Consider the following 13,766-nt stretch of genomic DNA (forward strand, 5'->3'; position numbering starts at 1 on the left):
ATTCCCTCACGTATTTCTTATGTTAAAAATCACTTACTGATAAAGTGAATATTCAAGTTTGATCTAAAAAAAAGAGCCTAACATTCATACCTGTTAGACTCTTCTTTGTTTAAATTATTTTTCTTTATTTCTGTACTCTAAAGTATAATCCAATAGTTACAAAAGTGAAAATAATATTTGGTAGCCATGCCGCTAAGAATGGACTTAAGGTTTCAGCTTCAGCAATTGCTCTACTCATGATTACCATTAGGAGGTAAACAAATGCAAGAACAAATCCCATAGCGATTAAATAACCTGAACCATGTCTTGATTTAACTGATGAAACACAAACTCCCATCAACGTAAGTAATAAGATGGCAAAAGGGTAAGCGTATCTTTCATAAAGTGCATTTTCATATACACCAAGATTAGCAACTCCTCTACTTTTTTCTTGTTCAATGTAATCAGATAACTCAGTATTTGTAAGCGTTTCATGGAGATTGTACTTACTCTCAAAATACTTAGGATCTAAATTTAACTTCTTCGTTAATGAAGTCCCTTTTGCAAATTTCTGAGTTCCATCAGGGTTGAAAGTATATTTTTCGTATTTGTCAAATTTCCACTCTTGTTTAGCAGAATCCCATTGAATTCTGTTAGCAGAAATTTTTTCTAATAGCTTGTTGCCATCAAATGTTTCTAAAGTAGGTCTGTAACCTCTCTTGATTCTGTTATTATAGCTTTCTACATATAAGTATGTTGAATCACTTACCTTGTAGTGAATGTCTCTTTCGTTAAAGTAGTAAGGGCTTTTTAGGTATTTAATCTCAAAAGCTACTCTTGTTTTCGCATTGTAAGGCACTACATATCCTACCAAAGCAAAAATTAATAATCCCACTATAGTTGCACCAACAACATAAGGTAATAAGAATCTTGGGTAACTAACCCCGTTACTTAATACTGCAATAACTTCTGAATGTGCTGCAAGTCTTGCAGTCATAAATACAACAGCAATAAAGATAGAAAGTGGACTCAACGTATTTACCCAGTGTATAAATAGGTTTATATAGTATTCTTGGAATACATATCCAAACTCTAATCCGTGTTTTAAAAAGTCGTCCTGCTTTTCAGTGTAATCAATTACACAAACAATGATGTTTAGTAACAGTACTACAAAAATAAATGTTTTAAAAAACTTTTTAAGAATATACTTATCCAGAAGTTTCATATTGTCTGTCGTAAGTGTTTTAATTCGACTAAAAGGCAAAAGCCTTACCGAATACAAAAAAAGAATTCCTTCATTAATTTTCCAACGTAAAAGGCAATAGAATACATATAAATAGTGTCTTTTAACGTTGTTTCACATCAATGAAGAAAGAATTAAAATGAATTTTATTTAAAAAACAAAGGCCTTTTGAGTAAAACCACTCAAAAGGCCTTTAGCATCTATTTACAGCGAATAATGAATTACTCTACTGTACCGATTTTTAAGCTGTTTGTTTTACCTGTTTCAGTAAGAGGTAAAGCAGCGATGTTTACAAATTTATCACCTTGTGCAAGGAAACCTTTTTGTACTAAGATCTCTTCTAACTCTTTGAAAGTTTCTTCAGAAGAACCTTTTGGTACATAATGGAATGCTTTCACACCCCAAACAATATTAAGCGTAGCCGCTAATTGCTTGTCAGATGAGAAAATAAAGATGTTTGTCTTAGGACGGTGTCTTGAGATTCTTGAAGCAGTGAAGCCTGAAGTAGTCAAACCGATGATTGCTTTAGCACCTAAGTCAGCAGAAATGCTAGACGCCGCTTGAGCAATTAAGTTACCGCTAAACGCTGAGCTTTCAGGGTTGAAGTCATACGTTTTGTTGTAGATTTTGTCGTTTTGACGCTCGATAGCAGTGATGATACGAACCATTGCTTGAACAGTTTCGATAGGGTAGTCACCTGCTGCTGATTCAGCTGATAACATTACTGCGTCAGTACCGTCAGCTACTGCGTTTGCCACGTCATTTACCTCTGCACGAGTTGGACGAGGGTTGTTGATCATTGACTCCATCATTTGAGTTGCAACAACTACTGGCTTAGCAGCTCTGTTACACTTCTGGATCATTTCTTTTTGAAGCATTGGTACGTCTTCAAAGTTGATCTCAACACCTAGGTCACCACGAGCAACCATAACAGCGTCAGTTACTTTTAAGATCTCATCAAAGTTCGCAATTGCTTCAGGACGCTCGATTTTAGCGATGATCTTAGCATTTGAACCTTTAGATTTGATGATTTCTTTTACTGAAGTGATATCTTCAGGGTTTCTTACGAATGATAAAGCTACCCAGTTTACACCACACTCTAAACCGAATTCTAAGTCTCTTCTATCTTTTGCAGTTAAAGAAGCTTCAGAGATATCAGTATCAGGTAAGTTCATACCTTTACGTGACTTTAATTTACCTCCGTAAACTACTTCACAAATGATTTCGTTTGCTTTAACTTCAACAACGCGAACACACAAGTTACCGTCGTCGATAAGAATGTTGTCACCAGCTTTAACGTCTTTCACGATATTAGTGTAAGAAGTTGATACTTTATCTTTAGTACCTACAACTGGATTGTTTGTAATAGTAATTTTTTCGCCTTCAACGATCTCAACAGCTCCACCTTCGATTTCACCGATACGGATTTTTGGTCCTTGTAAATCTTGTAAGATAGCTATGTTATGACCGAATTTTGAGTTGTACTCTGATACCCAATCGATTACTTGCTTATGTGCAGAATGTACGTCGTGTGAGAAGTTTAAACGGAATACATCTGCTCCAGCGTGAATAAGCTCAAGAATTTTTTGCTTATCTCTTGTTGCTGGTCCAATCGTAGCGACGATTTTGGTCTTGTTGATTGCGATACTCATAGTTCTTAATTAACGAATATATAATTTTAAATTGTTCGAGGGAAAATAACAAAATCAGATGTGCTGATTATTTATTTTTGTCCTCTATATTTGAAACACATGCGAATTTATCAAATTCATACAATAGAACAAATCCTGTTTAATCATCTTATATTAACAAATGCAATTAAAAACAGAAAAAGCTCTTTTGGATCGAAAAAAATCACAAAAAAAAACGCTTGCAGTTTTGATCGATCCGGATCGGTGGACAAATGAACTATTTTTTTTCTTAAAAAATGGCAATAAAAATCATCTGCCAGATATATTTTTAGTCGGAGGGAGCCTTTTATCTTCAAATATTCTTAATAAAACTGTTAATGATTTAAAACAATTGAAAAAACCAGTGATTTTGTTCCCGGGAAACGCAATGCAAGTTGCACCTGACGCCGATGCAATTTTATTTATGTCTTTGATATCGGGAAGAAATCCAGATTTTTTAATTGGTCAACAAGTTCATGCTGCTCATAAGGTAAAAGAGGCCAATCTTGAGGCGATTCCTTTAGGATATATTTTGGTGGAAAGTGGGGCGACTACTTCTGTTCAATATATGAGTAATACGCAACCTATTCCTCATAACAAAGATGATATTGCAAGAAGCACAGCTATGGCTGGAGAATTAATGGGGATGAGAAGTTTTTATTTAGAAGGAGGCAGTGGTGCAAAAACTCCTGTCTCGAACACAATGGTTCAAGGTGTACGAAAAGCAGTGGAGGGGTTGTTATTTGTGGGAGGTGGAATCAGAGATGTTGAAACTGTAATGGAAAAATTTGATGCTGGGGCTGACATAGTAGTAATAGGTACTGCATTTGAAAACAACCCCAACTTTTTGAAAGAAATACGAAATAGGATTTAATTACCATTATTTCGATTTGGACCTTTCTTAAAAGGTTTTTTGTGATATTTTTTCTTTGAATTACTATTATTACCTCTAGAAGTATTGTTGTTGAAGTTCTTCTTTTTTCCGTAGAATTTTCTTCGATTATTATTATTCCTTTTTACAATTGGATTGTAAGATGGACCTGGTCCTAAAAAGTCTGGGTTTTGAGGTTTTTCTACTTCTAATTGAAGAAGATTTTCAATTTTCGCAAAAGATTGTTGTTCTTTCGGATTTTCATTGATAAATGTGATCGCTTCACCTTCACGAGATGCTCTGGCAGTTCTACCTACACGGTGCACGTAATCTTCAGGGTCTTTCGGGACATCAAAATTGATGACTAATTCAACGGTGTCCACATCAATACCTCTTGAAATGATATCCGTTCCAACTAGAATTTTTGTTTGTTGCCCTTTAAATCTCAACAAAACATCTTCTCTTTCTTTCTGGTCCAAATCGGAACTTATTCCCTCAACACTTAACCCACGTTTTGTAAGTGCATCAGTAATCTCTTTTACTTTAGATTTTGTAGAAGTGAAAATAATGACACTTTCATAATTTTCTTGTTGGACCAAGAAATCAACCATTAAGTTTTTCTGATTTTCATATACCAGAAAGGCTTTTTGAGTGACATTTTTGGAAGTCTTAGAAATTGCAATTGTTATTTCAACAGGGTTGTGCAATAACTTTTTTGCCAACGTTCTAATCTTTGGAGGCATTGTAGCGGAGAAGAAAACATTCTGTCTCTGCTTTGGTAGGTGAGAAGCAATTTGCAAAATATCCTCATAAAATCCCATATCAAGCATTCGGTCAGCTTCATCTAGAATAAGATTTTTCACCTTACCAACGTTAGCGCCAATGTTGAGATGTGATAATAATTTTCCAGGAGTAGCAACAATAATATCAACGCCCGTTTTTAGTGCATTTCTTTGATTTGAAAATGTACTCGAATCACCACCATAAACAGCTATTGAAGTAACTGGAGTATAATAGGATAATCCTTGGATTTGATAATCAATTTGTAATGCTAATTCTCTTGTGGGAACAATAATAATGGTATGCGTTTCTGTACCGTCATAATCTGACATGTGAATTTGGTCCATTATAGGAAGTAAGAAAGCAGCCGTTTTACCTGTTCCGGTCTGAGCACAAGCAATCAAGTCTTTTCCGTCTAAAATTGCGGGAATAGCTTGAGCTTGAATGGGAGTGGGCTCCCTGAAGTTCATGGAGTAAATGCCGTCTAAAAGATCGTCATTTAACTCAAAATCATCGAATGTCACAATAATTATTTTTGTTTTTTAAAAAATCAATGTTTTAACTCACATGGAGTAGAATTGAAACAGCACCTTTGCAAAATCCATTATTATAATGATAGGAGTATTATCAGTTCTTCTAACTATAAAACTTCCATTTATTTAATTAATCTCTTCATAGCTATAATGGAATTGTTTCAATTTTGAAATTTAGACCTAATTAGATTCTTAGACTTAAATTTTAGTCCAATTTTGAATTGGTGTGTAAAGTGTTTTATCAAAATGATAAGCTGATCTATTTTATTCATCATTTTTAGTAAAACACTTTATGTATCATTATGAGTGTTGTTCTATCAAAAATACACAAAAGACAAAAGAATGAGTGGTGTTTTAGGATTTATTTTTGTAAGCCTCTGTAGCTTGTCTTACGGAAGGATGCTTACTCAATAATTTTTGAGCCACCTCTCTTTCGACATTAATTTCATCCATTACCATTTTGATTGCTCTTTCTTCTAATTTGTGGTTGGTCAATTGCATGTCGACCATTTTGTTTCCAACAACTTTCCCAAGCTGTATCATCACTGAAGTAGAAATCATATTTAATATTAATTTCTGAGCAGTACCCGCTTTCATTCGTGTGCTACCTGTTACAAATTCAGGTCCGACAATCGCTTCGATTGGAAATTGAGCCACTTCTGCCATTTTACTTCCTGGATTGCAGACAATACAACCCGTTAGGATATTATTTTGATTAGCTTTTTCAAGTCCACCAATTACATAAGGTGTTCTACCAGAAGCGGCAATACCAATTAAAGTATCGTTTTCAGATATATTTTCATTCTCTAAATCTACCCATGCTTGTTGAGCATCATCTTCTGCGTGTTCAACAGCTTTACGAATAGCACCATCACCACCTGCAATTAATCCGACAACTAAGTCAAAAGAAACACCAAAAGTAGGAGGGCATTCAGAGGCATCAACAACTCCTAGTCGTCCACTTGTTCCTGCACCGATATAGAATAATCGTCCTCCTTTTTTCATTCTTGGTACAATTTCATTTACCAAAGCTTCAATTTGAGGGATTGCTTTTTCTACAGCTAAAGGTACAGTTTGATCTTCTTGATTAATGCTATGTAAAAGTGTATTTACATCCATCTTCTCAAGGTTATTATAATTTGAGGATGACTCTGTAATCATTTTTTAAAGTATTGTATAACTTTTATAAAGATTGTTTGTTGTGATTATACGTTACAAATATACACGAAATAGTTTTGCATCATAGTGACGTACATATCTTTTGGATTTTATGAAGAAGATATAATTATTTCTTGCTTGTATTATTGATTGAGCGATTCATCAATAATTTGATGGATGTGCTCGGATACTTCATCCAGATCTTCAATTGCAAAATCAAGAAGTGTTTTTGTTTTATGATGATTAGCATTGATAACACCAAAAATATAGTTTCCAGTTTTCTTGTTTGAAATTTTGATGTTTTGAATGATCTTTTGTCCTACTTTTTTCAGGCCTACAACATGTTTGGCTTCTTGAAAACGAGCTTCAAGTTTGTAAATGTCATCTTGGCCACCTATCAGAAGGTTATTCATGACATGTAAAATTTCATCAAATACAAGGTTGTCTTGGAAGGGTATGATAAACAAATTGAGTTCGTCATTAATTTTATTTATTATTAATGAACGATCCGCTTTTCTAAGCATCTTATTGATATTTCTGTCAATCGATAATGCTAGCGGATTTACTTTTTTAGCAAAGTGATAATTACTAGGATATTTTTCATCAAAAATCAAACGATCAGCAAAGGCAACATCTTTCCAAAGAAGCTTGTTTTCTAAGTTAGCCATGCTAATTAACTCTTGATGAGAGTAAGCTACTGTATCTTTCCAAATGAATTTTTCCATCACTCTAAACTCTGTCAAGACCCAATGAGCAGCAGTTTCAAGTGAGATTTCTTCATTAGTATACAAACATACGTCAGTGTTAATTTTTAATACTTTATCTACCCATTTAAAATTCTTATCCAATTTTACCCAAGTTGCTAAACTGTTACCTCCAGTTGGTGCAAATGAAACAATGTTTGAGTTGTCAAAATTTGGTGCGTGATTAGTTATAGTAATAAAGTATTTGATATTCATAGTATTGATTATGTTATAAGTAATTCTATAGTATTAACATAAATCGTACTATAAATGATTCATTTAGAATTCACAATAAATGTCAAACACGTTTTATATTGTCGCAAATAATAGCTGTAGCAATTGCAACATTCAAAGATTCTGCTTCTCCATATTTAGGTATCGTAATTTTTGTTGAAAGCACTTGATGAACTTCTTCACTGATGCCATGTGATTCGCTTCCCATTACCATTATTGACTTTTGATCAGGAATAAATTGATGAATGTCTTTGCCATCCATGTCTGCTCCAATAATTTGGATACCATCACTTTTATATTTCGTTAAAAGTTCGGGTAGGTCAACAATATGAGTCTGTATTCTACTGAATGCCCCCATTGTAGAAGCAACAACTTTTGGGGAAAATGGATCAGTACATTGTTTTGATAAGAAGATATCTTTAATACCATACCAGTCGGCAACTCTTAAAATAGTACCAAGATTCCCGGGGTCGCGTACGTCATCTAATGCTAAACAGAAATTAGGAAGTTCTTCAGTTGTTGGTAGGTTGAAAGTGGGGGTTTCAACTACCGCTAATCCAGTGTCATTAGTTTGTAAATTACCATTTTGTTTCAGTAGTTCGGGGGTTGTTTCATCGACTACAGAAATTGAATTAATAAGATCCTTATTGAGCAATGGATTCAGCTTTTCAGTATAAAAAAGGGCATGTACTTTTAGGGGTGACCTAAAAAGTTCTTCCAAATTTTTATAACCTTCAACAATAAAACGATTTGTTTCTTTACGTTTTTTCTTTTGCAATAATGCTCTAGTTTCTTTACTCCAACGCTTATTCACTGGCTTATATGATTTATCTTCTTCTAAATTCTGGAATTTCTAATGCATCAAAAACATGGTTAGTATTAACATAAGAGTGATTTACTCTATTTGTTAGGATAATTAAAAATGCTTCTGACTCAGGATAATGCACAAAGAGGGTGGAATAACCTCTCCACCAACCTCCATGGTAAACAACTTTTGTTCCGTCAGAAGGTTTAAATAATCTCCATCCAAAACCATAGTTGTATTTACTTTTTCGTTTAGGGCTATGAAAGGTAAAGGCTTTTTCTTTACTTTCAACACTTAAAATGGAGTCTCCTAAAAGTGCTTTGTGCCATTTGAAAAGATCTTCAACATTTGAATATACACTTTTATCTCCCAAAACACCATCCAACATGTATTCTTCAAACTTTCGGCCTCTACCTGTATGTCCAAAAGGGATATTGTCTTGTTGTACTTTTACTGGATCGAAAGTAAATGTAGAATCCATTTGTAAAGGTGTAAAAATTCTTTCCTTTAAGAAGGTAGGAAATGGATACCCGGATACCTTTTCGACAATTGAAGCAAGAAGCATGTAGCCTGAATTGGAATATTTGAACCTGCCATCTGGTGATCCATATTTGCCCGGCTTGTGCTCGTACATATAGTCTATGCACAATTGATTGCCGATAGGAGTGTGTTTATCTTTTAATTTTCTATCCATTAAATAGATGTAATTAGGAAGTCCAGATCGGTGATCAAGAAGCATCTTAATAGTGATTCCAGGATAGGGGAAATCGGGAAAGAATTTATTGATGGAGTCGTTGACAGATAGTAAAGAATCTTGCTCCAACATTAGAATAGCACTAGCGGTAAATTGCTTTGATACTGAAGCGAGTTGGAAAATATCATCTTCTTCTAATTTTGTTCTTCTCCTAACATCTCTATAACCAAATGCCTTTTTATAGACAATCTGTTTATTTTTTGCACCTAAAACAACCCCGTTAAACCGTCTTGTTTTTTGGAGTTTTGTAAATGTAGAGTCGAAAATATGTTGAAAATGATCTAGCTCTTCCTGTGATAAAGAATCAATGTCGACGCTGGTGTTATCTTCTACTATTTCTTCCTTTACTTCTGGTTGTTTTTGGCATCCTAATGTTATACAAAAACAAAAAAGTAAAAGGAAGAGTGAATTTAAAGTACGCACAAATAAGAAATACTATTTAACTTCGAAGTCTAATAATTTTTGATCTTCGATAAAACCTTCAATACGGTCGCCTATTTTAACTGGAGAAACACCTTTTGGTGTGCCTGTGAAAATGAGGTCACCTTTTCTTAACGTTATATATTTTGAGACGAATGAAATGATTTCATCTACATTCCAAAGCATCATTTTTGAATTTCCATTCTGTTTTTCTTCTCCATTTAGTTTTACACTAAAATTGATATTTTGAATAGACTCAAAATTGGAGATGGGTTGGAATGTTGAAATAGGGGCACTGCCATTAAAACCTTTCGCAAGATCCCAAGGAAGTCCTTTGTCTTTTAATTGTTTTTGGACATCTCTTGCAGTGAAGTCAATGCCAAGGGCAACTTCGTCGTAGTAACGATGTGCAAATTTTTCTTGGATGTATTTTCCCTCTTTGCAGATTTTTATTACTAACTCAACTTCATGATGGATATCTTCAGAAAATTCTGGATAATAAAACGGTGCGTTATTTCTCAAAACAGCAGTGTCAGGCTTAGAGAAAATGACAGGTTGAGTTGGTCGTTCGTTGTTTAGTTCTTCAATATGGTCTACGTAATTACGACCGATGCAAATGATTTTCATAATAATAAAAAAAGTGTCAGTACAGTAAATAAACAAAAAAAGCCCGATAGGTTATTATCGGGCCATTTTTGTCGGTAATAGAATTACTTTTTCTTAGCCGTAGCTTTTCTACCTCTAGTAGAACGTCTCTTAGGAGCTGGTTCCACTTCCTCGATTACTTCTACTTCAGTAAGAACTCTACCACAGTGCTCACAAACGATTAGCTTCTTTTTCTCACGAATATCTGCTTGACGTTGTGGAGGAACAGTTGCGAAACAACCACCACAAGCACCTCTTTTTACAGATACTACAGCTAATCCATTTGAAGAATTCTCTCTAATCTTATTATATGATCTTAATAATCTCTCATCAAGATGTTTCGTTGCCTTATCACGTTGCTTCAAAAGCTTTTGCTCGTCCACTTCACTTTCCGCCATAATTTCGTCAAGTTCGGCTTTCTTAGCTTGTAGATCTTTTCTACGTTCTTCTAAAGCTTCTTTCGTATTAACGATTTTATCACGCTTCACTTTGCCATCAGCCTCGTTATCACGAATTTTCTTTTGTGCAACTTGTATATCAAGATCAAGCATCTCCATTTCTTTGTTGATCGCATCAAATTCTCTGTTATTTCTAACATTCATTTGTTGCTCTTCAAGATATGTAATACGCTTCTTGAAATCTTGAATTTTACCTTTTAACTGTTCAATATTTGCCTCTGTGCTACCAAGATCTGCATTAAGGTTATCGATACGAGTTTCAAAACGTACGATTTCATCCTCTAAGTCTTGAACTTCTTCCGGCAAGTCGCCGCGTAATTTGCGGATTGCATCTAGTTCGCTGTCGATATGTTGTACTTTCGAAAGCGCCTCGATTCTTTGGGCGACGGTATTCTCCATAGGGATTGGTAAAACTAAAGTGTTGACATTAAATTTTTTCCTGTATGCATTATAGATACTATGCAAGATGCAATTTTAGTAAATAAAATCGACATATTCAGTATAAATTAGAATTAAATAACTAATCTATTTTCCATAAAGCAAAAAAAAGGCTAACAATACAATTGTTAGCCCCATTAAGTGCTCCCAACAGGGCTCGAACCTGTGACCCTCTGATTATGAGTCAGATGCTCTAACCAACTGAGCTATGGGAGCTGCTTTTCCTTGAAAGCGTTGCAAATATAGCAGATTGTTTTCCAACAATGCAAAAGAAAAAATAAAGTTTTTTGTATTATTTTTTTAACCAGTTGGAAAACAATAATTTATTTTTGAATAAAAAATGAAAGAAAACGTATCTAGTCGACTAGATAGACAATTTTCCACTCAGGATTCATCAAAAATGCATTTTCTGTTTAAACAGGGCTATGTTTAGATTCTTGTAATCGTTATCATTTATTAAGGGATTATTAGTGTTTTTGACGAAGAATAATCTTCTTTTTACAAAACAAGAGGAGCAAATAATTATACTCCTCTAATTTTTGTCAAGATGATATTTTATTTCACTAATAAATCTGTAAACTTAAACGTAGCACCATCGAATAGTCCTTTATCACTCAGCTTGAGTTGAGGAATGACTAGCAAGGCCATAAAAGATAAAGTCATGTAAGGGTCATGTAACTGACTACCGTACTCTTTTGCTTTATCAAGTAGCTTTTGGTATTGCTCAGCCACTACTTCTCCATTTTCATTCGTCATTAATCCGGCAATCGGTAACTCAAGACTATTTGTTTCATCATCAGAAACGATACAAATGCCTCCTTTCATATCAATGACTTTATTGACCGCTTTGTAAATCTCGAAGTCAGATGAGCCAACAGCAACAATATTGTGTGAGTCATGTGCTACCGTAGAAGCAATTGCACCTTTGAACAACCCAAAACCTTTAATAAAGCCAATTGAGGGATCTGTGTCTTCATATCGGTTTACTACTGTCATTTTAAGTATATCATTCCTTTTGAATGATTTATATTCATGCACTTCGGTAGATGTAATAAGTTGACCATCGTGAGCAATAATGCATCTTATTTTATCTTCAGGTTGATAATCTACATCAAAAAAGGAGGTGTGTTTTTTGGTGCAGTTAAACTTATTGATAATTTCTGCTTTTGGAGTTGTAAATAGCTCTTTACCGTTTTCAGCAACTTTCTCACCATCAATATAAGTGGCAATAATATTAAAGTCCGTAATGCTGTCTACAATGATAAAGTCGGCATAGTCTCCAACTCTTAATTGTCCTACATCAAGTTTGTAGTGATTAATGGGATTGATGGAAGCAATTTTTATAACATTAAAGATGTCATCACCATTTTCAATAGAGCGATGTACAAACTTATCCATATGATAATCGACCAACTCGTGAGGGTGGGAGTCATCTGTACAAAACATTAAGGATTCAGGATTGGTCTTGATCAAGGGAGCAAGGGCTTCATAGTTTTTAGCAGCACTTCCTTCTCTGATCTGTATTTTCATGCCCGCTTCTAACTTATCTCTTGCTTCATCAAGCTCCACGCATTCATGATCGGTAGATATACCCGCACTGGCATATTTTCTTGCTTGTTCTCCTTTTAACCCAGGGGCATGTCCATCTATGGGTTTATTAAGTGTTTTGGCAGCAAGGATTTTCTTTTTTACTTCTGCATCTCCATATAAAACACCCGGCCAATTCATCATTTCAGCTAGGTATTTAATGTCTTTACTTTTTAGTAAAGATTCAATAGCTCTTGAATTGATAGTTGCTCCTGCACTTTCAAAGTTTGTAGCAGGAACGCATGAAGGAGCACCGAAGTTAAATTTTAGAGGTGTTTTTTTCCCATCATCAATCATGTACTGTACACCTTCTACACCTAATACATTGGCAATCTCATGAGGATCAGAAACTGTTGCTACCGTACCATGTCTCACTGCAATTTTTGCAAATTCAGAAGGAACTAGCATAGAACTTTCAATGTGGATGTGTGCATCCACGAACCCTGGCATTATATATTGATTGCAACCTTTTGCAGATTCGTCGTATTTGATGGAAGTGATTTTTTTTCCTCTAAATTTTAACGTTCCAGGAAAGATGACTCTTCCATGAACATCTACAATATATGCTTGTATTTCTTTTTCCATTGGTTTTTAATTGAACAAAGCCAAAATACCTCATCAGTGTTTGAAGTATTTTGGCTTAGTCTATATTTAATTTAATTGTTGTTGAAATTTTATGTCGTGTTTTTAAACAATCATTTTAAAAGAATGATTACTTAAAATACTAAAGCGTAAGCTACAGTTATATCAAACCTAGAGACAGATAAGTCGTTTCCTTCTGCTCTAGAAATATCTGAAAAACCAGTAATGTACCTAAAGTCTATCATTATATTGTCTATCAAAGCACCAACTCCAAAAACCATAGAAAAATTAGAGTCATTTAAATATCTCATGCCATCTCTTTCTCCACCGTTTTCAGCGGGACTCAATGTGCCATCCAAAATATTTACAGATCCCTTTTCTTTTGCTCTGGCCAAAATACTTACCATTGGGCCTGCATTGAAGAAAAAGCGCTCTTTTTTTCCAAATGTAAGTTTTGCTAAAATTGGAAAATCAACATAATTCAAATTAATGGTTGTTCCTTCAGATTTTGAACTAATGATAGAGTACATGCATTCTGCCTGTAATGAAAATAGATCGTTTGTAGCGGCTTCTACTGCTATACCAAAATTAATATTTGGCTTGTAGTTGAAATCATTCGCACGATTGGTTTTAATGGTTGAAATACTTGTGCCAACCTTTCCTGCTACCATGATACCTTGTCCAAAGACAGAATAAGAGGCGATTAATAAACTAAGGGCCAAAAATATTTTCTTCATATAAGAATAGGTAATTTCAAAAAATATAGTTTTTAAAAGCACAAAATTATTTTTGTAGACTTAAGGGTCATTGTAATAAATTCTGTCTTGCTTAATATTTAAAGTTACTATTCTTTTTATGTAAGAACC

At 34.3% G+C, this 13,766-nt stretch carries 12 protein-coding genes and 1 tRNA gene; 1 reads left to right on the forward strand and 12 read right to left on the reverse strand.

The annotated features are described in order from the left end of the window. Positions 1-124: 124 nt before the first annotated feature. Both PL77_RS08240 and pyk read right to left on the reverse strand, forming a co-directional pair. Positions 125-1,204, reverse strand: coding sequence for an LptF/LptG family permease (locus PL77_RS08240; protein WP_044203705.1), 1,080 nt, complete (start codon positions 1,202-1,204; stop codon positions 125-127). 239 nt (positions 1,205-1,443) lie between these two features. Further along, complete coding sequence (gene pyk, locus PL77_RS08245; RefSeq protein ID WP_044203708.1) at positions 1,444-2,874, reverse strand: pyruvate kinase; 1,431 nt, start codon at positions 2,872-2,874, stop codon at positions 1,444-1,446. 160 nt (positions 2,875-3,034) lie between these two features. Here pyk and PL77_RS08250 point away from each other — a divergent pair, with 160 nt between their 5' ends. Further along, positions 3,035-3,766: a geranylgeranylglyceryl/heptaprenylglyceryl phosphate synthase gene (locus tag PL77_RS08250; RefSeq protein WP_044203710.1), complete on the forward strand. Its 732-nt coding sequence runs from the start codon at positions 3,035-3,037 to the stop codon at positions 3,764-3,766. Here the strand turns inward: PL77_RS08250 and PL77_RS08255 are convergent. The 10 genes from PL77_RS08255 to PL77_RS08300 form a co-directional block, all read right to left on the reverse strand. Next, on the reverse strand, positions 3,763-5,067 hold the full coding sequence (locus tag PL77_RS08255; RefSeq protein ID WP_044203712.1) for a DEAD/DEAH box helicase: 1,305 nt from the start codon (positions 5,065-5,067) through the stop codon (positions 3,763-3,765). The genes PL77_RS08250 and PL77_RS08255 overlap by 4 nt on opposite strands. Before the next feature lie 363 nt (positions 5,068-5,430). Further along, positions 5,431-6,237 carry an N-acetylmuramic acid 6-phosphate etherase gene (gene murQ, locus PL77_RS08260; protein ID WP_044203713.1) on the reverse strand — a complete coding sequence of 269 codons (807 nt, stop codon included), beginning with the start codon at positions 6,235-6,237 and terminating at the stop codon, positions 5,431-5,433. 140 nt (positions 6,238-6,377) lie between these two features. After that, entirely contained in the window at positions 6,378-7,193 is an 816-nt protein-coding gene (locus PL77_RS08265) for a hypothetical protein (protein ID WP_044203714.1), read from the reverse strand. Between the two features lie 82 nt (positions 7,194-7,275). Next, positions 7,276-8,025: an RNA methyltransferase gene (locus PL77_RS08270; RefSeq protein WP_044203715.1), complete on the reverse strand. Its 750-nt coding sequence runs from the start codon at positions 8,023-8,025 to the stop codon at positions 7,276-7,278. Positions 8,026-8,038: 13 nt separating this feature from the next. Continuing rightward, complete coding sequence (locus tag PL77_RS08275; protein WP_052444263.1) at positions 8,039-9,193, reverse strand: serine hydrolase; 1,155 nt, start codon at positions 9,191-9,193, stop codon at positions 8,039-8,041. A gap of 12 nt (positions 9,194-9,205) precedes the next feature. Next, entirely contained in the window at positions 9,206-9,817 is a 612-nt protein-coding gene (locus tag PL77_RS08280; protein WP_044203716.1) for a fumarylacetoacetate hydrolase family protein, read from the reverse strand. 83 nt (positions 9,818-9,900) lie between these two features. Beyond that, positions 9,901-10,692, reverse strand: coding sequence for a zinc ribbon domain-containing protein (locus tag PL77_RS08285; RefSeq protein WP_044203718.1), 792 nt, complete (start codon positions 10,690-10,692; stop codon positions 9,901-9,903). Between the two features lie 181 nt (positions 10,693-10,873). Then, positions 10,874-10,947: transfer RNA gene (locus tag PL77_RS08290), tRNA-Ile, on the reverse strand. Between the two features lie 339 nt (positions 10,948-11,286). Beyond that, the gene (gene ade / locus PL77_RS08295) at positions 11,287-12,903 is read right to left on the reverse strand and encodes an adenine deaminase (RefSeq protein ID WP_044203719.1); all 1,617 of its coding nucleotides are present in this window, start codon (positions 12,901-12,903) and stop codon (positions 11,287-11,289) included. A 131-nt stretch (positions 12,904-13,034) separates the two neighbouring features. After that, entirely contained in the window at positions 13,035-13,637 is a 603-nt protein-coding gene (locus PL77_RS08300; protein ID WP_044203721.1) for a porin family protein, read from the reverse strand. Positions 13,638-13,766: the final 129 nt, after the last annotated feature.

The sequence above is a fragment of the Flammeovirga sp. OC4 genome (assembly GCF_000812565.1).
Taxonomy (GTDB): Bacteria; Bacteroidota; Bacteroidia; order Cytophagales; family Flammeovirgaceae; genus Flammeovirga.